Source organism: Streptomyces composti (genome assembly GCF_012034205.1).
Lineage (GTDB): Bacteria > Actinomycetota > Actinomycetes > Streptomycetales > Streptomycetaceae > Streptomyces > Streptomyces composti.
Window position 1 is genome coordinate 1 of record NZ_JAATEM010000001.1, and the last position, 22,487, is coordinate 22,487.

Genomic DNA, 22,487 nt, shown 5'->3' on the forward strand with positions numbered 1-22,487 from the left:
GGCCCGCCTCGGATCTTTGCGCAGCCGTCATCCCGCGCGGGCCGTCAGCCGCCGCGTCAGCAGGTACATCTCGCAGCCCAGGCAGTAGCCGAACACCGCGTTGAGGAAGGCCGCCGCGAGCGCCGCCCCGGTGGCGGCCAGGCCCAGCCAGCCGGGGCCCGCGACGAAGCCGATGAGGCCGGTCACGGCGAAGACGAGGCCGACCGCTTGCGCGAACCGCGGCGGCTGCGGAGCCTCGAACCGCGTGGGCGGTCCCAGCCGCGGCCGGACCGCCTTCCGGTACAGCCAGCCGTACGGCGACCGGCCCACCCCGCCCGCCGCGCCGCAGGCGAACGCCAGCGTCTGCCAGGCCAGCAGCCATGCGTTCCCGGTGATCATGACGACCGCAAGCACCACGGTCGTCACCGCCGCCCCGAAGCGGGGCCCCCTCGCATCGATGTCCATGAATCAAGCATTCCGCACGGAAGGCTCAGGGCGGGGGCGGGAATCTTTGCGGTTGTGTGAATGCTTCTAGCTGGTGTGACCGGACTGGTGGTGTGTGTGCTGGTGCTCGCCGCGGCGAGCACCTTCGGAGTGCTGCAGCGGCGGCGGAGCGGGAGGGTGCGGGTGCGCGCGCGGGACGAGGGCAGCCGGCTGGCGGCCGAGGAGCTGGGCGCCGAGCTGGGCGAACGGGCCACGCTGGTGCAGTTCTCCAGCGCCTTCTGCGCCCCCTGCCGGGCGACCCGCCGGGTGCTTGCGGAGGTGGCCGGCATGGTCCCCGGCGTCGCGCACGTCGAGATCGACGCCGAGGACAACCTCGCCCTGGTGCGCCGCCTCGACATCCTCAGGACGCCCACCGTGCTGGTCCTCGACGCCGGCGGCCGGGTGGTGCGCCGCGCCACCGGACAGCCCCGCAAGGCCGATGTGATCGCCGCCCTCGGCGAGGCCGTATGACGTCCCGCGGGCCCGCAGTGAGTCATCTCCCACCTCACAGGGCCGACTTGACGGGGCATTCCGCACATCGTCAGCCTGACGGCATGTCCTCGGAACTCCTTCGCCCGTCGCGGGTACCCGCTCCCTCGCCCCGTCTCCCGCGGAAGGACAGTTCCATGACGGCCCCGCCCGCCACCCACGCCCGGCCCGCCTCGCCCGATCTGCTGCGCTCCGTGTTCCGGCGGCACGCGGCGGGTGTGGCGGTGATCACTGCGCGCGGCGCCTCGGGGCCGGTGGGCTTCACCGCCACCTCCCTCGCCTCCGTCTCCGCGGACCCGCCGATGCTCTCGTTCGGCATCGGCACCGCGAGCTCGAGCTGGCCGGTGATAGCCACGGGTGACCATGTCGGCGTCCATGTGCTCGCCGAGGACCAGCAGGACCTGGCGGTCACCTTCGCCCGCCCCGGCGCCGACCGCTTCGGGCCGGGCACGGCCTGGTGGGACGGGCCGGAGGGGGTGCCGCTGCTGCACGGAGTGCTGGCCTGGACGGTGTGCCGGGTCGTGGCCCGGGTCCCGGCCGGGGATCACCGCATCGTGATCGCCGAGGTGCTGCTCGGCGACCCCGGCGACCCCGCCCGCCCCGGGCGTCCCCTGCTGTACCACCACGGCCGCTACCACGGTCTGCGGGACTGAGCCGCTCGCCTCCCGCGCTGCGTGCGCGTCCAGTTCCGGTTACGCTGCGTTGCAAAGGTCACAGTTCAAAGCGCTTGCTTAGCGGAGACGAACTCGGTGTACTGGCGCGTAACGAACTGGGTGTACTGGCGAGTAACCTGATGTGCGGAGCGCGGGTCGCCCCGACCGGGATCACCCCCTTCAGGTGCCTATGCTGCCTGCAAGACAGGCAGCCAGAAATGACGATGCAGTAGGAGAGCCGGCGTGAGCTTGAGGATCGTTGTCACTGTGAAGTACGTGCCCGACGCCACTGGCGACCGGCACTTCGCCGATGACCTGACCGTCGACCGTGACGACGTGGACGGTCTGCTCTCCGAGCTGGACGAGTACGCGGTCGAGCAGGCGCTGCAGATCTCGGAGAACTCCGACGACGACGTGGAGGTCACCGTCCTGACCGTGGGTCCCGAGGACGCCAAGGACGCGCTGCGCAAGGCGCTGTCCATGGGCGCCGACAAGGCGATCCACGTGGAGGACGACGACCTGCACGGCACCGACGCCATCGGCACCTCCCTGGTCCTGGCCAAGGCCATCGAGAAGGCCGGCTACGACCTGGTGATCTCCGGTATGGCCTCCACCGACGGCACCATGGGCGTCGTCCCGGCGCTGCTCGCGGAGCGCCTCGGCGTGCCGCAGGTGACGCTGCTGTCCGAGGTGTCGGTCGAGGACGGCAAGGTCACCGGCCGCCGCGACGGCGACGCCGCCTCCGAGCAGCTCGAGGCCTCCCTGCCGGCGGTCGTGTCGGTCACCGACCAGTCGGGCGAGGCCCGCTACCCGTCCTTCAAGGGCATCATGGCTGCGAAGAAGAAGCCGGTGGAGTCCTGGGACCTGTCCGACCTGGACATCGACGCCGACGAGGTCGGCCTGGAGAACGCCTACACCACGGTCGTGTCGGCCGCGGAGCGTCCGGCCCGCACCGCGGGCACGATCGTCAAGGACGAGGGCGAGGGCGGCAAGCAGCTCGCCGAGTTCCTCGCGGGCCAGAAGTTCATCTGAGCCCGAGTTCGCTGACCGTCCCTCATCTTCGCTACGCAGGAGTGCAATCCCATGGCTGAAGTTCTCGTCTACGTCGACCACGTGGACGGCGCCGTCCGCAAGCCCACGCTGGAGCTGCTGACCCTCGCCCGCCGCATCGGCGACCCCGTCGCCGTCGCCCTCGGCAACGGCGCCGGTGACACCGCCGCCACGCTGGCCGAGCACGGCGCGGTGAAGGTCCTCACTCACGAGGCCGCCGAGTACGCCGAGTACCTGGTCGTGCCGAAGGTGGACGCGCTGCAGGCCGCCGTCGACTCGGTCTCCCCGGCCGCCGTGCTGGTCCCGTCCTCCGCCGAGGGCAAGGAGATCGCCGCCCGTCTGGCGCTGCGCATCGGCTCCGGCATCATCACCGACGCCGTCGACCTCGAGGCCGGCGACGAGGGCCCGGTGGCCACCCAGTCGGTGTTCGCCGCCTCCTACACCACCAAGTCCCGTGTGTCCAAGGGCACCCCGGTCATCACGGTCAAGCCGAACTCGGCCGCCGTGGAGCCCGCCCCGGCCGCGGGTACGGTCGAGGCCCTGTCGGTGACCTTCTCCGACAAGGCGACCGGCACCAAGGTCACCGGCCGCACGCCGCGCGAGTCGACCGGCCGTCCCGAGCTGACCGAGGCCGCGATCGTGGTCTCCGGCGGCCGTGGCGTCAACGGCGCCGAGAACTTCGCGATCATCGAGGCCCTCGCCGACGAGCTCGGCGCGGCCGTCGGTGCCTCGCGTGCCGCCGTCGACGCCGGCTGGTACCCGCACACCAACCAGGTCGGCCAGACCGGCAAGTCGGTCTCGCCGCAGCTGTACATCGCCGCCGGTATCTCCGGCGCGATCCAGCACCGGGCCGGTATGCAGACCTCGAAGACCATCGTGGCCATCAACAAGGACCCCGAGGCCCCGATCTTCGACCTGGTCGACTACGGCGTCGTCGGCGACCTGTTCGACGTCGTGCCGCAGCTCACCGAGGAGGTCAAGGCCCGCAAGGGCTGAGCCCCCCGCAGCCGCAGCAGGCCCCCGCGACCGTCATGGCCGCGGGGGCCTCGCTCGTGCCGGGGGTTCGCTCACGCCAGGGTCAGCGTGGCCTGCACCGGCAGATGATCACTGGGGTACTGCCCGTCCGCGGTGAAGGTGTTGATCGCCGCCCGGTGCACGGTGACGCCGGGGGTGGCCAGGATCCAGTCGATGCGGTCGCCGCCCGGCACCGGCGGCCGGTAGTCGTGGAAGGTGCCGTACAGCTCGCTCCGCTCGGCCGCCGCGTCCCAGGTGTCGGCCAGACCGGCGGAGAGCATCGTGTCGTAGACCGGGTTGCCGTGGGCGGGCACATTGAAGTCGCCGGTCACCAGCACGGGCGGCGACCGGTCCATCTTCCCGATGTGCTCCACGACGAGGCGGGCGGCCCGTTCGCGGGCGTACTGACTGGCGTTGTCCAGGTGGGTGTTGAGCAGGACGAACTCCCGCCCGCCGCCGAGATCGCGGAAGCGGACCCAGGTGACCATGCGGACCCAGGCGTTGCCCCAGGTCCTGGAGGCAATCACGTACGGGGTGCCGGAGAGCCAGAAGTGCTCGAACTCCAGCGGCTCGAGCCGGCGGGTGTCGTAGAAGGCGGCCATGAACTCGTCCCGGCTGCCGCCCGCGCGTCCGGTGCCGATCCAGTCGTGGTCCGGGCCCAGATCGGCCTCGATGTCGCGCAGCTGCGGGTACAGGCCCTCCTGGGTGCCGATGACATGCGGGCGTTCCTGGCGCAGCAGCCGTCGCATGACCGGCCTGCGGGTGGCCCAGCTGTGCGGCTCCGCGTCGCTCGCGTAGCGCAGGTTGAACGACATCACCTCCAGGGGACGGTCGTCCGCTCCCTCCGCCGCGACGGCGGGCGCGGACGACAGTGCTGTACTGGAGAGCGGAAGGGCGTCGGAGGCGGCCGGTGCGGACCTCGGTCCCGTGCGGCGGGTGACTCGGGGGTGGTGTGGCACCAGGCTCTGCCTTTCTGTTCGCGTCGGTCGGGGCCGTGCGCTGCTGGTCCGACGGTGCCAGATGAACGTGAACATGCCGAGAAGGCGGAGTGGATCTCGGGGTGAGACGGTGTTGACCGGCGGCGGGGCGGCAGATAACTTCATTCTGCGGATTATTGATTCCGTATAACGGAAACCAGGAGGGTGAGGAATGGGGCAGGGTCAGCAGGAGCGGGTGGCGACGAGCCTCTCGGGTGCCGTCAGCGAGGAGATCAGCGCCTCCCTCGCGCCGGTCGACGCCGAGCTGGAGCGCCGCTACCCCGGGGACCCCGGCACCCGTCAGCCCGTCCACACCGTCTACGTTCCCGGCGACGTCTTCACGGCCGGCACCATCCGGTCCTGGGGCGACCAGGCGCTCGCCGCCCTCGACGAACACGCCCCCGACGCCGCCTCCTTCGCCGCCGTCCTCGGACTCGACGCGGCCCTCGCCGAGGACGTCTACGGCCGGGTGCGCGCCAAGCTCGAACGCGAACCCGTCGAGGACCTGCGGGTGGACTTCGAGGACGGCTACGGCAACCGTCCCGACGCCGAGGAGGACGAGACCGCGGCCCGCGCCGCACGGCTGATCGCCGAGGCCTGCCGGAACGGCACGGCCGCCCCCTGCATGGGTATCCGGATGAAGTGCATGGAGGCCGCCGTGCGCGACCGGGGCATCCGGACCCTCGACATCTTCCTCACCGGCCTGATGCAGGCCGGCGGCCTGCCGGACGGCCTGGTCCTGACCCTGCCCAAGGTCACCTACGCCGAGCAGGTCACCGCCATGGCGCGGCTGCTCGACGCCTTCGAGAAGACGCACGGCCTGGAGCCGGGCCGGATCGGCTTCGAGATCCAGATCGAGACCAGCCAGGCCATCCTCGCCGCCGACGGCACCGCCACCGTCGCCCGGATGATCCAGGCCGCCGAGGGACGGGCCACCGGGCTGCACTACGGCACCTTCGACTACAGCGCCTGCCTCGGCGTCTCCGCCGCCCACCAGGCCAGCGACCACCCCGCCGCCGACCACGCCAAGGCCGTCATGCAGGTCGCCGCGGCCGGCACCGGCGTGCGCGTCTCCGACGGCTCCACCAACGTCCTGCCGGTCGGCCCCACGGAGAAGGTCCACGCCGCCTGGCGGCTCCACTACGGCCTCACCCGCCGCGCCCTCGCCCGCGCCTACTACCAGGGCTGGGACATGCACCCCGGCCACCTGCCCACCCGCTACGCGGCCGTCTTCGCCTTCTACCGGGAGGGCTTCGAGCAGGCGGCGGGACGCCTCGCCCGCTACGCCGGCCGCGCCGGCGGCGACATCATGGACGAGCCCGCCACCGCCAAGGCCCTCAGCGGGTATCTGCTGCGCGGCCTGGACTGCGGCGCGCTGGACACCGCCGAGGTCGCCCGGCTCTCCGGCCTCACCCGCGCCGACCTCGAGGGCTTCGCGGCACCCCGGCGCGGCGACCTCACGGCCTCCGCGCAGTAGCCCGCGCCTCCCGCGCACCGGGAGAGGTCTCGCCGCCCCGGCTTGCCGGCGCATATCGAATCTCGATAGATTCCCATCGTGGTTCGATGGGAGGTCCGGCGATGGGGAAACTGACGGTGCTCGCCCTGCGCGCGGTGATCGTGGTGCTGCTGGCCGGCTCGTTGTTCGTCCAGGCGGTGATGGTGCCGCTGCTCGCCAGTGACCTGAAGGGGCTGGACGAAGAGGTGGCCCGGCTGGCCGGTCCGGTCCTGCTGATCGTCGTACTGGGCGTGGTGACCGCCCAGATCGTCCTGGTCTGCGTCTGGCGGCTGGTCACCATGGTGCGCCGCGGCACGGTCTTCTCCCACGCGGCCTTCCGCTACGTCCACATCGTGATCGGCGCCTTCGCCGCCGCCGCGCTCCTGGTGTTCGCACTCGGCGCGGTCCTGGCGCCGGGCGAGGCCGTCGCTCCCGGCATCGTCCTCCTGGTGGGCGGTGTCGGGCTCGCGGTCTTCGGCATCGCGCTCGTCGTGCTGGTCCTGCGCATGCTGCTCGCCCAGGCCGTCGCCCGCGAGGCGGAGGCGACGCGGATGAGGGCCGAACTGGCCGAGGTGATCTGATGCCGATCGTCGTCGACATCGACGTGATGCTCGCCCGGCGGAAGATGTCCGTCGGTGAACTGGCCGAGCGTGTCGGCATCACCCCCGCCAACCTCGCGGTGCTGAAGAACGGCCGCGCCAAGGCGGTGCGTTTCACCACCCTCGCCGCGCTGTGCGAGGCGCTCGACTGCCAGCCCGGAGACCTGCTGCGCCACGAGCCGGACGAGGAGCCCGCGTCCCGGCCCGAGGCCGGTGTGCCGGGGACACGGTAGCGGCTCCGTCACAGCCGGGACCGCCGAGCCCCGTACCCGCCGGGGCCCTTTAGGCTGTACGCCACGCACGATCTGAGGTGTCACAGGAACGGGGCGGAGCGGTGTCATCGGGGGAGCACGGACAGGCGTACGGGACCGGGCGGGTGCTGGCCGGCCGGTACCGGATCACACAGCAACTGGGCCGCGGCGGCATGGGGGTGGTCTGGAAGGCGGTCGACGAGGTCCTCGGCCGCGAGGTGGCGCTGAAGGAGCTGCGCACCTACACCGACGCGGCCGGACCCGAACTGGCCGATCTGCGGCTGCGGATGCAGCGCGAGGCACGCGCGGCGGCCAGGGTGCGCCACCCCGGGGTCATCGCGGTGCACGACATCGCCGAGGTGGACGGCCGGCCGCTGATCGTCATGGAGCTGGTCGACGGGCCGTCCCTGGACGACGTGCTCCGCGAACGCGGCACCCTGGACGCCCGCGAGGCGGCGGGCATCGGAGCCAAGGTGATGGACGCGCTGGCCGCCGCCCACCGCGTCGGTGTACTGCACCGCGACGTCAAGCCCGGCAACATCCTGCTGGACCGCTCCGGCCGTGTGGTGCTCACCGACTTCGGCATCGCCACCATGGACGACCCCGGCGACGGCTCGGCCACCCACCTCACCCGCAGCGGTGAGATCGTCGGCTCCCTCGACTACCTGGCGCCCGAGCGGGCCCAGGGCGCCGACCCGGGCCCCGCCTCCGACGTCTGGGCCCTGGGCGCCACCCTCTACGCGGCCGTCGAGGGCTCCTCGCCCTTCCGCCGCACCTCGACCTTCTCCACCCTCACCGCGATCGTCGGCGAACCGCTGCCGGAGCCCCGCCGCGCCGGACCGCTCACCCCGGTCCTGCGGATGCTGATGGACAAGCGGCCCGAGTCCCGGCCGGACGCCGACGAGGCCCGGCGCCTTCTGGAGGCCGTCGCGCACGGCACCCCCCTGGACGACGCCGCGACGGCGGCCCTGCGCTCCTCGGGGACTTCGGCGCCCTCGGCCACCCGCACGGAGACCGAACGCGTCACCCCCGCCGTCCCGCCGGGCTTCGGCCCGCCGCAGCAGCCGCCCGCAGCACCGGCCCACGACCAGGGCTACGGCCAGGCCGGCCCCGGGGCGCACCCCGCCGCGGGCGCCGGTGCCGCGCACCCGCCCGCCGCTGCCGCGACCGCGCCCACCGGGCCCATGGACACCGGCTCCCGCTCCCGCCGCAGAGGCCGGGTGCTGCTCGCCGCGGTCGCCGTCGCCGTGGTGCTCGCCACCGCCGGCACGACGGTGGCCCTGCTCAACGACGGGAACGAGACCCGGGCGAGCGAGCAGATGGGCGACCCGGGCGCGCGGGAGACCGGATCCTCCGGCCGGGCCACCCTGCCGGACGAATCGGGCCGGTCGCAGAGCCCCGAGGAGGAGCGCGGCGAGACGGCCGGCACGTCGCCCTCCGGAAGGCCCGGGAACCCCGAGGAGGTCAAGGACCGGGACACCGCCGGACCCACCCGGGACTCCACACCGAAGGACGAGCCCGACACGGACCCGACGGACGACGGCGCCGGTGGCGGCGGGGGAGACGGGGGAGGCGGCAGCGATCCCACCACCCAGGCCCCCGTCTGCCACCCCATCGGCAGCGGCAGGTACAACTGCCAGGTCTGGCGCACCGCCAAGTCCTACACCGCCGCCGGCACCGAGGCCGGCATCCTCAACGCGGGCACCAACTACTTCTACTGCCAGAAGAACCTGGGCCGCCGCGAGACCCATGGCCAGTGGACCAACGTCTGGTGGGCGAAGACCGACGACGACAGCGGCAACACCGACGTCTGGGTCAGCGACGTCTACATCAGGGGCGGCGACAACGACGCTCCGGTGCCCGGGCTGCCCCACTGCTGACAGAACGGCTCGAGACCGGAAGCCGTCACCCGCTTCTCCTCGGCGAACAGCCGGGTGCCCCGGGCACACAGCTCCGCGTCGGCGCGGGCCCGCGCACTGAACTGCTCAGCCGTCGCGCCGAACAGCTCCCGCAGCGCCGGGGACTGCAGCAGCAACTCGGTGAGCAGCGCCCGCTGCTGCCCGGGACGGGTACGGGGCCGTCCGGTGCCGTCGTGCAGCACACCGTGCCGGTTGACGTACGCATGGGCGCCGGGCAGTACCGTGCCGTCCGCCAGCTCGATGCGCGCGACGGAGGAGGGCAGCCAGGCCCGCCGGTAGTTGCCGTGCGGCCGGGGCACGCCCTCGCTGGCGTCGATCACCGCCAGCTGCTCGGCGTCCAGCCACAGCACGAAAAGGTCCCGCTCCACACCCGGCGCGGCCACCGGGGACGCCGACACGTACCCGGCCCGGCTGACATGGGCGGAGCCCCCGACGTCGACACCCGTCACCCGGGCCCGCACCATCGGGACCGGCGCGGTGATGCCGGACCCGGCCATCTTGTACCGCAGCTGTCCCGGGCAGGCGTTGGAGCCGATCGCCAGCACCGGCGTCCGCTCCTCGTGCACCAGCCGGTCCAGCGGCAGCAGCCGGTCCCCGTCCAGCAGCCCCGAGTCCTCGGGCCACGCGCCCGGATACAGCAGCGGGTGCTCCCGGGGCGCCTCGGCCAGCCCCAGCGCCTCGAGCGTGCGGTCCCCCGCGCGCATGTCCGGCTCAGTCCTCCGGCGGAAGCTCGCCCGAGCCCCGCGTGATCAGCCGGGTCGGCAGCTCGATGCGCTCGGGCTTGATCAGCGTGCCGTCCAGCTGCGCGAACAGCCGCTCCGCCGCGGTCCGGCCGAGCGCCGCGGCGTCCTGGGCGACCACCGTCACACCCGGCTGCAGCAGATCGGCCAGCTCGATGTCGTCGAAGCCGACCAGCGCGACCCGGCGGGACTGCTCGGCCAGCACCCGGATCACCGTGACCGTCACCCGGTTGTTGCCGGTGAAGATCGCGGTGACCGGCTCGGGCCCCGACAGCATCTCCTCGGCCGCCCGGCGCACCCGCCCGGGGTCGGTGATGCCCAGCGACATCCAGGAGTCCGCCACCGGTATGCCCGCGTCCGCCATCGCCGCCCGGTAGCCGCGCAGCCGCTCGGCCGCGGTGTGGATGCGGGGCATGTCCCCGATGAAGCCGATCCGGCGGTGGCCGTGCGCGATCAGATGCGCCACTCCGTCCCGGGCGCCGCCGAAGTTGTCCGACAGGACGACGTCCGCGTCGATCCTCCCGGCCGGACGGTCCACGAACACGGTGGCGACGCCCGCCTTGAGCTCCGGCTCCAGATACCGGTGGTCGTCACCCGCCGGAATCACCACGAGACCGTCCACCCGGCGGGCGCACAGCGCCAGGACCAGCTCCTGCTCGCGGTCCGGGTCCTCCGCGCTGGAGCCGTTGATCAGCAGCGCCCCGTGGGCGCGGGCCACCTCCTCGACCGCCCGGCTCAGCGGCCCGTAGAACGGGTCGGCGAGATCCTCCAGGACCAGGCCGATGCTGGCGGTGCGGCCCTTGCGCAGCACCCGGGCGCTGTCGTTGCGCCGGAAGCCCAGGGCGTCGATGGCCTCCTGCACGCGCCGCTCGGTCTCCGGCGTTACACCGGGCTCGCCGTTGACCACCCGCGACACCGTCTTCAGGCCCACCCCCGCGCGGGCGGCCACGTCCTTCATGGTCGGCCGGTTGCCGTAACGGTTCGCTGGGCGGCGGTCGGTGCGGCGGGGCGTCTCCGGCACGATGAGCTGTCCTGTCCTGTCGTCCACGGGGATGCGTAGGTCCATGGGGTTGTATGAGGATGTGGCGTCGAGCATAGAGCCTGGACAACGTTGTCAGAGCAAGAGACACTGTTCACCGCTCACTCCGGCCCGCGCAACCCGGCGGGACGGGGTGCGGTCCGCCCCATGTGCGGCCCCTGGCCGCGCGTGGTCCTTTCCGGGTGTTTTCTCATGTTCTCGACGGGGAGATCCGACACTGATGCACACCGACCTCGTGGCCGCGCTCGACATCGGCGGGACCAAGATCGCCGGCGCACTGGTGGACGGCCGGGGCCGGATCCTCGTGCGCGCCCAGCGGCCGACACCCGCCCGGGAGGACGGGGAGACCGTGATGCGGGCGGTGGCGGCCGTCCTCGGCGAGCTCACCGCCTCCCCGCTGTGGGAGGGCGTCTCGGCCGTCGGGATCGGCAGCGCGGGCCCGGTGGACGCCTCCGCCGGCACCGTGAGCCCCGTGAACGTTCCCGGCTGGCGCGACTACCCGCTGGTCGCCCGCGTCCGGGAGGCGGCCGGCGGGCTGCCCGTCGAGCTGATCGGCGACGGGGTGGCCATCACGGCTGCCGAGCACTGGCAGGGCGCGGCCCGCGGCCACGACAACGCCCTGTGCATGGTGGTCTCCACCGGGGTCGGCGGCGGCCTCGTCCTGGACGGCACCCTCCACGCCGGCCCCACCGGCAACGCGGGCCACATCGGTCACATCAGCGTCGACCTGGACGGCGACCCGTGCCCCTGCGGCTCGCGCGGCTGCGTCGAGCGCATAGCCAGCGGCCCCAACATCGCCCGCCGCGCCCTGGAGGACGGCTGGCGGCCCGGCCCGGACGGGGACACCTCCGCCGTCGCGGTGGCCGCCGCCGCGCGGGCCGGGGACCCGGTGGCCGTCGCCTCCTTCGAACGGGCCGCCCGGGCGCTGGCCGCGGGCATCGCGGCGACGGCGACGCTCGTGGAGATCGACATCGCGGTGATCGGCGGGGGAGTGGGCAAGGCCGGCGAGATCCTCCTCGCCCCGCTGCGCAAGGCCCTCACCGACTACGCCACGCTGTCGTTCGTCCGGCGTCTCGCGGTGGCTCCGGCGCAGATGGGCACGGATGCGGGGCTGGTGGGCGCGGCCGCGGCGGTGCTGGCGCGGAGGCCGGATGCCGCGGCGGCGGGGGTCTGAGGGGGCCGGGGGCTGGGATCGAGGAGCCCGAAAGCTGAAAGAACGGCCTCTTCCGGTCCGTTGCGGCGGGCGGCGGGCGGGCCTGCCCGGTCCGTGCGGCCCGGCTTCCGGAATCGGCGCGTGACCCCGGGGCCGTTCCGGCCGTTGAGGCGGGTATGAAGAAGCGCAGCATGCTGGCCATCGCCTCCCTCGCCACCGGATTCGTCGTCGCGGCGGTCACCCCTTCGCACGCGGCCGGTGAAGGCCTGGAGGGGATCGGCGTCAAGGACGCCCTCAACACCCTCGACCAGGCGGTCGACACCGAGAGCCTGAACCTGGACTACTCGACCAAGGAAGCGGCCAAGAAGGCCACCAAGAAGCCGGCCAAGAAGGCCAGGGGCTGACGACTCCCGGCACGACTGCGACGGCGCCGGCGCCCCTCCCCCTCGGGGCGCCGGCGCCGTCGTGATGCGTTCTCAACTGGGGCTGGTTTCCATGGCAGGGTGGAGCGGGCAAGCCTCTGGGGGCCAACAGAAGAGGGGGAACCGTGACCGTGGTCTGGATCAACGGTGCGTTCGGTGCGGGGAAGACCACCACCGCACGGGAACTGATCGAGCTGATCCCGAACAGCACGCTCTTCGACCCCGAGGTCATCGGCGGGGCACTCGCGCATCTGCTGCCGCCCAAACGCCTCGCCGAGGTCGGCGACTACCAGGACCTCCCCATCTGGCGCCGTCTCGTCATCGACACGGCAGCCGCGATGCTCACCGAGCTCGGCGGGACCCTCGTGGTCCCCATGACCCTGCTGCGCCAGGACTACCGCGACGAGATCTTCGGGGGCCTCGCGGCTCGGCGGATACCCGTCCGGCATGTGCTTCTGGCCCCGGCGGAAACGATCCTGCGCGAGCGGATAGCCGGGCGTGAGGTGCCTGCGGAGATGCCCGACGCGGAGATACGGATACGTCAGTGGTCCTACGACCACATCGAGCCCTACAAGGCCGCGCTCGCCTCCTGGCTGACGGCGGATGCGTACCCGGTGGACACGGGGGCGATGAGCCCGTACGACGCGGCGGTGCGGATCGCGGAGACGGTGCGCAGCGGGGCGGTGCCGGTGTGCGACATCGTGCAGACGCCCGAGCCCACGGCGGAGACCGTGGCGGCGGGGGTGCTCCTGTTCGACGAGGAGGACCGGGTGCTGCTCGTCGATCCGACGTACAAGGCGGGGTGGGAGTTTCCCGGAGGTGTGGTGGAGCCGGGGGAGGCGCCGGCGCGGGCCGGGATGCGGGAGGTCGCCGAGGAGACGGGGATCAGGCTGGCGGAGGTGCCGGCGTTGCTGGTGGTGGACTGGGAGCCGCCCGCGCCGCCCGGGTTCGGGGGGCTGCGGTTGTTGTTCGACGGGGGGCGGCTCGCGGCGGAGGATGCGGGGCGGCTGCTGCTGCCGGGGCCGGAGCTGCGGGAGTGGCGGTTCGCGAGTGAGGTGGAGGCGGCGGAGCTGTTGCCGCCGGTGAGGTACGAGCGGTTGCGGCAGGCGCTTCGGGCGCGGGAGCGGGGGAAGGCGGCGTACCTGGAAGCGGGGGTGCCCGTGGGGTAGGGCGGCACGGCTGCCCGCAGCCGCGGACGCCCCGCCGCCCGCGGCCGGCAGGACCGGCCGCGGGCAGCGGGGCCGGGTGATCAGGCGGAGCTGTTCGCGTAGTTGCGGAGGAAGTGGGCCTCGGCGACGGAGAGGCGTTCGAGTTCCTCGGGGGAGACGCTCTCGTTGACGGCGTGGATCTGGGCCTCCGGTTCGCTCAGTCCGATGAGGAGGATCTCCGCGTCGGGGTACAGCGCGGCGAGGGTGTTGCAGAGGGGGATGGAGCCGCCCTGGCCGGCGTACTGGAGTTCCTGGCCCGGGTAGGCGACGGCCATCGCGTCGGCCATGGCGCGGTAGGCGGGGCAGGAGGTGTCCGCGCGGAAGGCCTGGCCCTGGCCGACCTGCTCGGTGCTGATCCGCGCACCCCACGGGGTGTGGGCCTCCAGGTGTGCCTGGAGCAGCTTGGTCGCCTCGGTCGCGTCGACGCCCGGCGGCACGCGCAGGCTGATCAGCGCGCGGGCGCTCGCCTGCACGGACGGGGTGGCGCCGACCACCGGCGGGCAGTCGATGCCGAGCACGGTGACGGCCGGGCGCGCCCAGATGCGGTCGGCGACCGTGCCGGAGCCGATCAGCTCGACCCCGTCCAGCACCTTGGCGTCCCTGCGGAACTGCTCCTCGTCGTACTGCAGTCCGTCCCAGGCGGCGTCGGCGGCGAGTCCGTCGATGGTGGTGCTGCCGTCCTCGGCGCGCAGGGAGTCGAGGACGCGCACCAGCGCGGCCAGGGCGTCGGGTGCGGCCCCGCCGAACTGACCGGAGTGCAGATTGCCCTGAAGGGTGTCGATGCGGACCCGCAGCATGGTCATGCCGCGCAGGGTGGAGGTGACCGTGGGCAGGCCGGCCCGGAAGTTGCCGGTGTCGCCGATGACCACGGTGTCGGCCCTCAGCAGTTCGGGACGGGCCTCGGCGTACCGCTCCAGGCCGCCCGTGCCCTGCTCCTCCGAACCCTCCACGATCATCTTGACGTTGACGGGTACTCCGCCGTTCGCCTTGAGCGCACGCAGTGCCAGCAGATGCATGATGAGGCCGCCCTTGCAGTCGGCCGCGCCGCGCCCGTACCAGCGGCCGTCCCGCTCGGTCAGCTCGAACGGCGGCGTCGCCCAGGCAGCCTCGTCCAGCGGCGGCTGCACGTCGTAGTGGGCGTACAGGAGGACGGTCCTGGCGCCCTCGGGACCGGGCAGGTAGCCGTACACCGACTGGGTGCCGTCGGGGGTGTCGAGCAGAGCCACGTCCGTGAAGCCCTCGGCGGTGAGCGCGTCGGCGATCCAGCGGGCGGCGCCCTCGCTCTCGCTGCGCGGGAACTGGCCGAAGTCCGCCACCGACTTGAACGCCACCAGTTCGGCGAGCTCTTCCTTCGCCCTCGGCATCAGCGAGGCGACGGTCGCGGCGACCGGATTCGACGACATGGGCACGCTCCTTGTGGGTGCGACGTTGTCCTACTGCGTACGTGTGGGCACGGCATGATCGTGCGATATGGGTGGCTGGTCCCGTGTAGGGGGCACCCACACCGCCGATCCTCCCACAGCGACCTGCGGCGATCGTCGCCGTAGGATGCGACAGGACGCACGGCAGGCGGCTAGATCGGAGCGGTAGACCATCGTGACCAGCGAGAACTCTTCAGCGGACGGCGAGCGCCAGGTGTGGGACGTCGTCGTGGTGGGCGCGGGACCCGCGGGGGCCTCGGCCGCGTATGCGGCGGCGGTCGCCGGCCGGCGCGTGTTGCTGCTGGAGAAGGCGGAGCTGCCGCGCTACAAGACCTGCGGCGGCGGCATCGTCGGCCCCTCGCGCGATGCCCTCCCGCCCGGCTTCGACCTGCCGCTGAAGGACCGGGTGCACGCGGTGACGTTCTCCCACAACGGCCGCTTCACCCGCACCCGGCGCTCCCGCCACATGCTCTTCGGGCTGGTGAACCGGCCCGAGTTCGACCAGCAGCTGGTGGAGTTCGCGCAGAAGGCGGGCGCCGAGCTGCGCACCGGCGCCACCGTGCAGCGGGTGGAGCAGCACGGTGCGGCGGTGCCCGACCGGCGCACGGTCGCGGTGGTGCTGCAGGGCGGTGAGACGATCCTCTCCCGGGCGGTCGTCGGCGCCGACGGCAGCGCCAGCCGCATAGGCGCCCATGTGGGAGTGAAGGTCGACCAGGTGGACCTGGGTCTCGAGGCGGAGATCCCGGTTCCGGACACCGTCGCGGAGGACTGGAAGGGGCGCATCCTCATCGACTGGGGCCCGCTGCCCGGCAGTTACGGCTGGGTCTTCCCCAAGGGCGACACACTCACCGTCGGCGTGATCTCGCGGCGCGGCGAGGGCGCGGCGACCAAGCGCTATCTGGAGGACTTCGTCGGCCGGCTCGGCCTGGCCGGCTTCGAACCGAGCATCTCCTCCGGGCATCTGACGCGCTGCCGGGCCGACGACTCGCCGCTGTCCCGCGGCCGGGTGCTGGTCTGCGGGGACGCGGCCGGGCTGCTGGAGCCGTGGACCCGTGAGGGCATCTCCTTCGCGCTGCGCTCGGGCCGCCTGGCGGGGGAGTGGGCGGTCCGCATCGCAGAGGCGCACGACGCCGTGGACACCCGCCGCCAGGCGCTGAACTACACCTTCGCCGTCAAGGCGGGGCTGGGCGTCGAGATGAGCGTCGGCAAGCGGATGCTGGCGGTGTTCGAGCGGCGTCCCGGCCTGTTCCACATGGCCCTCACCGGACTGCGCCCGGCGTGGCGGGCGTTCAAGGACGTCACCCAGGGCTCCACCTCGCTCGGCGAGCTGGTGCGGACGCATCCGATGGCCCAGCGCGCGCTCACGCTGCTCGACCGGCGCCAGGACGACGCCGTCAGTCCGTGATCGTGATCCGGAAGACCGGGTGGTCGGGGGCGATCCGGCGCAGTTCCGCGTCGGACGAGCCGGGCCCCACGCCCTTGAAGAACGCCCCGACCTCCGCCTTCCAGCGCTTGAGGTAGGCGCGCAGCAGCGGCGGCTTGTCGTCGTCGGCGACCTCGATCGCGGTGAAGTTCTGCACCTGCTTGCCGAGGCGGAGCTGTCCGCCGCCGGCCGCGCGCATGTTGTGCGTCCACTGGACGTGGCCGCGCGCCGCGACGAGGTACTGCCGCCCGTCGACGGTCAGCAGGTTGACCGGTGTGGTGCGCCACTGACCGCTCTTGCGGCCCCGCACCGCCAGCACCCGGGATCCCCAGACGCTGACGCCCCGCCGGGTGAGCCAGGCGACGAACCGGTTGATGACGTTGACGGTGAACCAGCCGGGCTTGATGACATGCGTGGACATGAGGACCCCTGACGTGACGATCTCTGTGTGAGCGCCGCTCTCGATTGTGAGCACTGCTCTTGCCGATGGGCAGCAGTCTGCTGGATTGCGGCGGCCGAAGCAAGAGCAGTGCTCTCGTTTGTGTGCAGTGCTCCGCCTGTGTGCGACACTGGGTCCATGAGCAGCACCACGCGCGGCGCCCGCGCCCGGGCCAGGACCGAAGTCACCGCGGCCATCAAGGAGGAGGCCCGCAGACAGCTCGTCGCGGAGGGAGCCGCCAAGCTGTCGCTGCGCGCCGTGGCCCGTGAACTCGGCATGGCGTCCTCCGCGATCTACCGCTACTTCCCCAGCCGCGACGATCTGCTGACCGCCCTCATCATCGACGCCTACGACTCCCTCGGCGAGGCGGCGGAGACCGCCCGGGCGCAGGCGTCGCAGGAGCCGCCGGCCGGGCGCTGGGTGGCCGTCTGCGCAGCGGTGCGCGCCTGGGCCCTGGCCCATCCGCACGAGTACGCCCTGATCTACGGCACACCCGTCCCCGGCTACACCGCCCCCAGCACCACGATCCCGGCCGCCTCCCGTGTCGCCCTCGCCCTCATCGGGATCCTCCGCGAGGCGCGGCAGGAGTCGTGCCTCACCCCGCCCGCGCTGCCGGACGGTCTCACCCCGGAGGCCGAGCGGATGGCCGCCGACTTCGCCCCCGACCTGCCGCCCCCGGTCGCGGTGGCGCTGGTCGCCGCCTGGGCCGAGCTGTTCGGGCTGGTCGGCTTCGAGGTGTTCGGCCAGTTCCACCGGGTGGTGGAGGACCGCGAGTGCTTCTTCCGCCATGCCGCCTGCCGGCTCGCGGACTCGGTGGGGCTGACCCGGAGTCCGGCGACGACCGGCTGAAGCACCTGGTGGAGGCCCCGCGCCCCTACTTCGCCGGGAGTACGTCCGATCACCACGCCGGGGTGACGCGGCCCGGGCGGCCCGGCGTCTAGCGTGGCGGACATGGACGAGCAGCAGGAGCGCGGATCCGGCCGGATGCGGGCCTGGTGGCGCCGGGGACCGGTGGCGGCCTGGCGTTACGGGCCGCGTGGCCTCATGGGGCCGGGGGAGGACGCCGTGGAGACCGGTGGCCGGTCCCGGCTGCCCTGGGTGTCCACCCTCCTGATCACGGCCTTCGTCATGCTGGGCTCCACCTTTGCCGCTCACGCCCAAGAGGGCGAGCGGGTCGCCCTGGACCCGTTCGCCAGGCTGCTGCTGTTCGCGGCGGCCGCCTCGCTCCTGCTGCGTCACCGCCATCCCGTGGCGGTGCTCGGCGGCACCGTCGGCGCCGTTCTGCTCTACCTCGGCGCCGGGTACCCGTACGGCCCGGTGTTCCTCGTCGTCGCGGTGGCCTGCTTCACCGCCGTCGTGGCGGGGCACCGGCGTGCCGCCTGGACGGCGATGGGCACCCTCTGGGCGGGCCATCTGCTGCTCGCTCATGTGCTCCACCGCTGGCTGCCGCCCGCCGGGGACTCCGCCGCCTCCTGGAACGAGGAGATCGTGGCCGCCACCTGGGTGGTCGCCCTGATCGCCGTGTCGGAGCTGGCGCGCGCCCGGCGTGAGCAGTGGGCGCGCGAGCGGGCCGAGCGCGCCCAGGCGGCCCGCCGGCGCGCGGACGAGGAGCGTCTGCGCATCGCCCGCGAACTGCACGACGTGCTCGCCCACAGCATCTCCGTGATCAATGTGCAGGCCGGTGTCGGGCTCGCCCTCCTGGACAGCGACCCGGAGCAGGCCCGCACGGCGCTCACCACCATCAAGGAGAAGAGCAAGGAGGCGCTGGGCGAGGTCCGCCAGGTGCTCGACACCCTCCGCACGCCCGGCGCGGCACCCCGGGCGCCCGCTCCCGGCCTGGACCGCCTGCCCGAACTGGTCGAGCAGGCCGCCGCCGCCGGCCTCGACGTCACGGTGGAGGGCGAGGTGCCCGACCTCGCCCCCAACGGGGATCTCGCCGCCTTCCGGATCGTCCAGGAGGCGCTCACCAACGTCGTACGGCACTCCGGGGCACGGAACGCGCGGGTGCGGATGGAGGTGCGGGACGGGGCCCTGCGCCTGTGCATCGACGACGACGGGCCCGCCACCGGCGCCGACGCGGGCGGCAGCGGAAACGGACTGGCCGGAATGCGGGAGCGCGCCGCCGCACTGGGTGGCACGATCGAGGCGGGCCCGCGCCCCGGCGGCGGCTTCAGGGTGCTGGCCGTGCTCCCGCTCACACCGAAGGAGGACCGGTGATCCGGGTACTGCTCGCCGACGACCAGTCGCTCGTCCGGGCGGGCTTCCGCGCCCTGCTGGACGCCCAGCCGGACATCGAGGTGGCCGGAGAGGCCTCGGACGGCGAGGAAGCGGTGCGGCTCATCCGCGAACTGCGCCCGGACGTCGTCCTGATGGACATCCGGATGCCCGCACTCGACGGGCTGGCCGCCACCCGTCAGGTCACCGGTGACCCGGAGCTGGCGGAGGTGAAGGTGGTCATGCTGACCACCTTCGAGCTGGACGAGTACGTCTTCGAGGCGATCCGCTCCGGCGCCTCGGGCTTCCTGGTCAAGGACACCGAACCGGAGGAACTGCTGCGCGCGGTACGGGCGGTGGTCGCGGGCGACGCCCTGCTCTCGCCCGGCGTGACCCGCCGCCTGATCGCCGAGTTCGCGGCCCGGTCCAAGGAACCGGCCGCCGCCGACGCCCTCGCCCAGCTCACCGAACGGGAGCGGGAGGTGATGGCGCTGGTCGGCATCGGTCTGTCCAACGAGGAGATCGCCCGCCGGCTGGTCGTCAGCCCGCTGACCGCCAAGACCCATGTGAGCCGCACCATGGTCAAGCTCGGCGCCCGCGACCGGGCCCAGCTGGTGGTGCTCGCCTACGAATCCGGCCTGGTCCGGCCCGGCTGGCTGGGCTGACCGCGGCCGGACCTGCCTTCCCTGGCCGCTGAGCAGCCGTCTGGCCCGGTTCCGCTCGCGGGCGGTGCCCGGCAGCAGCCGCAGGCCCGCGACCGGGGCGATCAGGGCGATCGGCGCGGACAGCAGCATGGTCAGCCGTCAGCCGGCCTCGGTGAGCAGCCCGGAGAAGACCAGCCCCAGCGAATGGCCGCCGGCGCCGCAGGTGGTGTGGACGGGCAGTGCCCGGTTGCGCAGCGGCCCCTCCGGGAACGTGGTGGTGATGGCGGACAGCCCGGCGGGCGCCGTGAACGCCGCACGGAGCCCCGTGACGAACCGGCCGGCGATCAGCAGCGGGCCGGAGTCGACTAGGCCGCCGAGCAGCGGGGCGACGGCGAAGGCCCCGAGGTCCACCGGGAACACCTGACGCCGGCCCAGCAGGTCGGCGGCGCGGCCGCCGAGCAGCAGACCGCCGTAGCCGAGGATGCAGCCGCTGACGACCCATTGCAGGGACGAGGTCGACAGGCCGAGGTCGGCGCCGATGGACGGCAGGGCCACGCCGGCCATGGAGACGTCCAGCGCGTCGAGGAACATCGCGGCGCAGAGCGCCGGCAGGGTGCCCCACAGGCGGGAGGTCCAGTGCCCGTCGGGCACGGAAGCGGTGAGCGGAGAGGTCATGCGCCGACACGTACGTGCAGCGCATGGGATGCAAGTGCATGTAATGCGTATGCAACAAAATGGAGCTCTGCTACGGTGCGCCCCATGGCGGGGAACCAGGTCGATCAGAAACTCGTGGAACAGTGGCGGGACATCCTGGCGCTGCATGCCCGCACCCAGTGCGAACTGGATCGCGTGCTCGGCGAACACGGCCTGTGCGCCAGCGACTTCGAGGTCCTCGACATCCTCGCGGGCAGCCGCGGGCCGAAGGGCTGCGCCTACCGCGTGCAGGAGATCTCCGAGCGGGTCCATCTGAGCCAGAGCGCGCTGTCCCGGCTGGTCGCCCGGCTGGAGCGGGAGGGTCTGGTGGAGCGCACCATGTGCCCGGAGGACCGGCGGGGCGTACGGGTCGCGCTCACGCGGCAGGGGCGCGCGCTGCACGGCAAGGTGCTGCCGGTGCAGCGCGCGGTGCTGGCCCGGATGCTCGCGTCCGGCTGATCGCGGCGTCCGCGAGCCGGGCGCGGGTTCAGATCACCGCGGACTTCTCCCGCCACAGCTCGGCCAGCGCCGGGTCGCCGGAGACGTCCGGCACCGCCGTCCGGTTCCACAGCGCCAGATACAACTGCTCTGCCGGACCGCTCAGTTCGCACCCGATGGCGTCACCGGTGTCCTCGCCCCGGACGGTCACCGGCGGATCCTGGGAGACCCGCATCGTCCACACGGCGTCCGCGTCGGTGGCCCGCACCCGCAGCAGCTGGGGTTTCTCGCTGCGCACCCGGCTCCTGCGGCGGGCGTGGAAGCCGCGCAGCAGCTCGTCGATGCCGTCCACGGCGAAGCCGGTGCCGATCGGCGTCGGGGTGCCGCCGCGGGCAGCCTCCGCATCGAACCGGTGCACGCAGGTCTCGTGCGCCTGGCGACGTGCCCAGAAGGCGAGCGCGGAGGGCGCGCCCGGCAGGAAGGTGTAGCACTCCACGTCGGCGGGCGCACCGGCCAGTGTGTCGACCAGCAGGCGGTGGCTCTCCCGGTACCAGGCGATCAGCTCCGGACCGTCGAGCGCGGGCTCCTCGCCCATGGCGCGCGGTGCCGTGTGCCCCTCGGCGACGAAGCCCGCGGCCCAGCGGTGCACCACACCGGTGTGCCGCAGCAGGTCGCGCACCCGCCAACCGGGGCAGGGCGGCACCACCGCGTCGGCGCCCGCCTGCTGGGCGGCGTCGGCCAGCAACCGGCCCTCTCGGTCCAGGATCTGAAGAAACCAGGCAGTGTCCATGACGAGCAGTCTGCCGCACGACGCGTACATGCCGATGTGCCGTGCGACGCGTCCACCTCGGCCCGGCGGTCCTACGGCAGCGGCGTACCGCCCGTGGCGTTGACGATCTCGGCGGTGATGTAGGAGGCCTCCTGCGAGGCGAGGAACACATACGCCGGGGCCATCTCGGCGGGCTGGGCGGGCCGGCCGATCGGTGCCTGCCTGCCGAACTCCGCGGTGTCCGGCAGCGTCGCCGGGATCAGCGGCGTCCACACCGGCCCGGGCGCGACGGCGTTGACGCGGATGCCCCGCCCGATCAGCATCTGTGCCAGACCCTGGGTGAAGGTGACGATCGCGCCCTTGGTGGTCGCGTAGTCGAGCAGATGCGGACTCGGCTTGTACGCCTGGACCGACGCGGAGTTGATGATGCTGCCGCCCTCCCTGAGGTGCGGCAGGGCGAACTTGCACAGCCAGAACATCCCGTAGAGGTTGGTGCGCATCACCCGGTCGAACTGCTCGGTGGTGACCGCCTCGATGCCGTCGGGCTGCGACATCTGGTACGCCGCGTTGTTCACCAGGATGTCGAGGTGCCCGAACTCCGCCGCGGCACGGTCGATCAGGGCCCGGCAGTTCTCCTCCTCGCGTATGTCACAGGCGACGGCCACGGCGCGCCGGCCGGCCTCCTCGACCCACCGCGCCGTCTCCTCCGCCTCCTCCTTCTCGCTGTCCAGGTAGGTGAACAGCACATCGGCGCCCTCCCGGGCGAAGGCCAGCGCGACGGCCCGCCCGATGCCGGAGTCCCCTCCGGTGATCACGGCCTTGCGGTCCTGCAGCCGTCCGCTGCCGCGGTAGGTGTCCTCGCCGTGGTCGGGCGGCGGGTCCATGGGGCCGGTCCAGCCCGGATGCGGCTGATCCTGCGACGGGAAGTCGGGGGTCGGGTGCTGCCCGACGGGGTTCTGCTGCCCACGGTGTCGC

General features: G+C 73.0%; 23 protein-coding genes and 2 pseudogenes. 16 read left to right on the plus strand and 9 right to left on the minus strand.

The features are described 5' to 3' along the window. Positions 1 to 27: 27 nt before the first annotated feature. Complete coding sequence (locus HCJ93_RS00005; RefSeq protein WP_167989950.1) at positions 28 to 444, minus strand: DUF4395 domain-containing protein; 417 nt, start codon at positions 442 to 444, stop codon at positions 28 to 30. A 75-nt stretch (positions 445 to 519) separates the two neighbouring features. On the opposite strand from HCJ93_RS00005, the gene HCJ93_RS00010 reads away from it, so the two are divergent. The 4 genes from HCJ93_RS00010 to HCJ93_RS00025 all read left to right on the plus strand — a co-directional run bounded on the left by HCJ93_RS00010 (position 520) and on the right by HCJ93_RS00025 (position 3,650). Further along, entirely contained in the window at positions 520 to 933 is a 414-nt protein-coding gene (locus HCJ93_RS00010; protein WP_167990364.1) for a TlpA family protein disulfide reductase, read from the plus strand. A 155-nt stretch (positions 934 to 1,088) separates the two neighbouring features. Next, complete coding sequence (locus tag HCJ93_RS00015) at positions 1,089 to 1,604, plus strand: flavin reductase family protein (protein ID WP_167989951.1); 516 nt, start codon at positions 1,089 to 1,091, stop codon at positions 1,602 to 1,604. 243 nt (positions 1,605 to 1,847) lie between these two features. Next, complete coding sequence (locus HCJ93_RS00020) at positions 1,848 to 2,636, plus strand: electron transfer flavoprotein subunit beta/FixA family protein (RefSeq protein WP_167989952.1); 789 nt, start codon at positions 1,848 to 1,850, stop codon at positions 2,634 to 2,636. A 51-nt stretch (positions 2,637 to 2,687) separates the two neighbouring features. Further along, a complete protein-coding gene (locus HCJ93_RS00025; protein WP_167989953.1) occupies positions 2,688 to 3,650 on the plus strand; it encodes an electron transfer flavoprotein subunit alpha/FixB family protein in 963 nt (320 codons plus the stop codon). Positions 3,651 to 3,721: 71 nt separating this feature from the next. On the opposite strand, the gene HCJ93_RS00030 is transcribed toward HCJ93_RS00025, so the two are convergent. Beyond that, a complete protein-coding gene (locus HCJ93_RS00030; protein WP_167989954.1) occupies positions 3,722 to 4,627 on the minus strand; it encodes an endonuclease/exonuclease/phosphatase family protein in 906 nt (301 codons plus the stop codon). Between the two features lie 190 nt (positions 4,628 to 4,817). On the opposite strand from HCJ93_RS00030, the gene HCJ93_RS00035 reads away from it, so the two are divergent. The 4 genes from HCJ93_RS00035 to HCJ93_RS00050 all read left to right on the plus strand — a co-directional run bounded on the left by HCJ93_RS00035 (position 4,818) and on the right by HCJ93_RS00050 (position 8,870). After that, complete coding sequence (locus tag HCJ93_RS00035) at positions 4,818 to 6,122, plus strand: DUF6986 family protein (protein WP_167989955.1); 1,305 nt, start codon at positions 4,818 to 4,820, stop codon at positions 6,120 to 6,122. A gap of 101 nt (positions 6,123 to 6,223) precedes the next feature. Further along, positions 6,224 to 6,721 carry a DUF2975 domain-containing protein gene (locus HCJ93_RS00040; RefSeq protein WP_167989956.1) on the plus strand — a complete coding sequence of 166 codons (498 nt, stop codon included), beginning with the start codon at positions 6,224 to 6,226 and terminating at the stop codon, positions 6,719 to 6,721. Next, complete coding sequence (locus tag HCJ93_RS00045; RefSeq protein ID WP_167989957.1) at positions 6,721 to 6,972, plus strand: helix-turn-helix domain-containing protein; 252 nt, start codon at positions 6,721 to 6,723, stop codon at positions 6,970 to 6,972. The genes HCJ93_RS00040 and HCJ93_RS00045 overlap by 1 nt, the downstream gene beginning before the upstream one ends. A gap of 101 nt (positions 6,973 to 7,073) precedes the next feature. Beyond that, entirely contained in the window at positions 7,074 to 8,870 is a 1,797-nt protein-coding gene (locus HCJ93_RS00050; protein WP_167989958.1) for a serine/threonine-protein kinase, read from the plus strand. On the opposite strand, the gene HCJ93_RS00055 is transcribed toward HCJ93_RS00050, so the two are convergent. Beyond that, complete coding sequence (locus HCJ93_RS00055) at positions 8,816 to 9,613, minus strand: hypothetical protein (protein WP_167989959.1); 798 nt, start codon at positions 9,611 to 9,613, stop codon at positions 8,816 to 8,818. The two genes, HCJ93_RS00050 and HCJ93_RS00055, sit on opposite strands and share 55 nt — an antisense overlap. Positions 9,614 to 9,620: 7 nt before the next feature. Continuing rightward, the gene (locus HCJ93_RS00060) at positions 9,621 to 10,715 is read right to left on the minus strand and encodes a LacI family DNA-binding transcriptional regulator (RefSeq protein WP_206316629.1); all 1,095 of its coding nucleotides are present in this window, start codon (positions 10,713 to 10,715) and stop codon (positions 9,621 to 9,623) included. A gap of 193 nt (positions 10,716 to 10,908) precedes the next feature. Between HCJ93_RS00060 and HCJ93_RS00065 the strand changes: the two genes are divergently transcribed. From HCJ93_RS00065 to HCJ93_RS00075, 3 genes are all read left to right on the plus strand, one after another. Next, a complete protein-coding gene (locus tag HCJ93_RS00065) occupies positions 10,909 to 11,862 on the plus strand; it encodes an ROK family protein (RefSeq protein WP_167989960.1) in 954 nt (317 codons plus the stop codon). Between the two features lie 155 nt (positions 11,863 to 12,017). Next, positions 12,018 to 12,245, plus strand: coding sequence for a hypothetical protein (locus HCJ93_RS00070; protein WP_167989949.1), 228 nt, complete (start codon positions 12,018 to 12,020; stop codon positions 12,243 to 12,245). A 143-nt stretch (positions 12,246 to 12,388) separates the two neighbouring features. Then, positions 12,389 to 13,432: an NUDIX hydrolase gene (locus tag HCJ93_RS00075; RefSeq protein ID WP_167989961.1), complete on the plus strand. Its 1,044-nt coding sequence runs from the start codon at positions 12,389 to 12,391 to the stop codon at positions 13,430 to 13,432. An 80-nt stretch (positions 13,433 to 13,512) separates the two neighbouring features. Here the strand turns inward: HCJ93_RS00075 and HCJ93_RS00080 are convergent, their stop codons facing one another. Beyond that, positions 13,513 to 14,874, minus strand: a complete 1,362-nt coding sequence (locus HCJ93_RS00080) for a dipeptidase (protein ID WP_167989962.1) — start codon at positions 14,872 to 14,874, stop codon at positions 13,513 to 13,515. A gap of 193 nt (positions 14,875 to 15,067) precedes the next feature. Between HCJ93_RS00080 and HCJ93_RS00085 the strand changes: the two genes are divergently transcribed. Beyond that, positions 15,068 to 16,297 carry a geranylgeranyl reductase family protein gene (locus HCJ93_RS00085; RefSeq protein ID WP_167989963.1) on the plus strand — a complete coding sequence of 410 codons (1,230 nt, stop codon included), beginning with the start codon at positions 15,068 to 15,070 and terminating at the stop codon, positions 16,295 to 16,297. Here the strand turns inward: HCJ93_RS00085 and HCJ93_RS00090 are convergent. Next, on the minus strand, positions 16,287 to 16,736 hold the full coding sequence (locus HCJ93_RS00090) for a nitroreductase family deazaflavin-dependent oxidoreductase (RefSeq protein ID WP_167989964.1): 450 nt from the start codon (positions 16,734 to 16,736) through the stop codon (positions 16,287 to 16,289). The genes HCJ93_RS00085 and HCJ93_RS00090 overlap by 11 nt on opposite strands. Before the next feature lie 156 nt (positions 16,737 to 16,892). Here HCJ93_RS00090 and HCJ93_RS00095 point away from each other — a divergent pair, with 156 nt between their 5' ends. From HCJ93_RS00095 to HCJ93_RS00105, 3 genes are all read left to right on the plus strand, one after another. Beyond that, a complete protein-coding gene (locus HCJ93_RS00095; protein WP_167989965.1) occupies positions 16,893 to 17,603 on the plus strand; it encodes a TetR/AcrR family transcriptional regulator in 711 nt (236 codons plus the stop codon). Between the two features lie 102 nt (positions 17,604 to 17,705). After that, positions 17,706 to 18,971 carry a sensor histidine kinase gene (locus tag HCJ93_RS00100; RefSeq protein ID WP_206316630.1) on the plus strand — a complete coding sequence of 422 codons (1,266 nt, stop codon included), beginning with the start codon at positions 17,706 to 17,708 and terminating at the stop codon, positions 18,969 to 18,971. Further along, positions 18,968 to 19,633: a response regulator gene (locus HCJ93_RS00105; RefSeq protein WP_167989967.1), complete on the plus strand. Its 666-nt coding sequence runs from the start codon at positions 18,968 to 18,970 to the stop codon at positions 19,631 to 19,633. Before HCJ93_RS00100 ends, HCJ93_RS00105 begins: the two co-directional genes overlap by 4 nt. 48 nt (positions 19,634 to 19,681) lie before the next feature. Here the strand turns inward: HCJ93_RS00105 and HCJ93_RS00110 are convergent. Beyond that, positions 19,682 to 20,287, minus strand: a pseudogene (locus tag HCJ93_RS00110) (MFS transporter); the annotation flags it as partial. An 84-nt stretch (positions 20,288 to 20,371) separates the two neighbouring features. On the opposite strand from HCJ93_RS00110, the gene HCJ93_RS00115 reads away from it, so the two are divergent. Beyond that, positions 20,372 to 20,764, plus strand: a complete 393-nt coding sequence (locus HCJ93_RS00115; RefSeq protein ID WP_167989968.1) for a MarR family winged helix-turn-helix transcriptional regulator — start codon at positions 20,372 to 20,374, stop codon at positions 20,762 to 20,764. A 28-nt stretch (positions 20,765 to 20,792) separates the two neighbouring features. Here HCJ93_RS00115 and HCJ93_RS00120 read toward each other — a convergent pair whose 3' ends face one another. Both HCJ93_RS00120 and HCJ93_RS00125 read right to left on the minus strand, forming a co-directional pair. Beyond that, the gene (locus tag HCJ93_RS00120; RefSeq protein WP_167989969.1) at positions 20,793 to 21,533 is read right to left on the minus strand and encodes a maleylpyruvate isomerase family mycothiol-dependent enzyme; all 741 of its coding nucleotides are present in this window, start codon (positions 21,531 to 21,533) and stop codon (positions 20,793 to 20,795) included. A 71-nt stretch (positions 21,534 to 21,604) separates the two neighbouring features. Continuing rightward, positions 21,605 to 22,474 (minus strand): annotated as a pseudogene (locus HCJ93_RS00125) (SDR family oxidoreductase); the annotation flags it as partial. Positions 22,475 to 22,487: the final 13 nt, after the last annotated feature.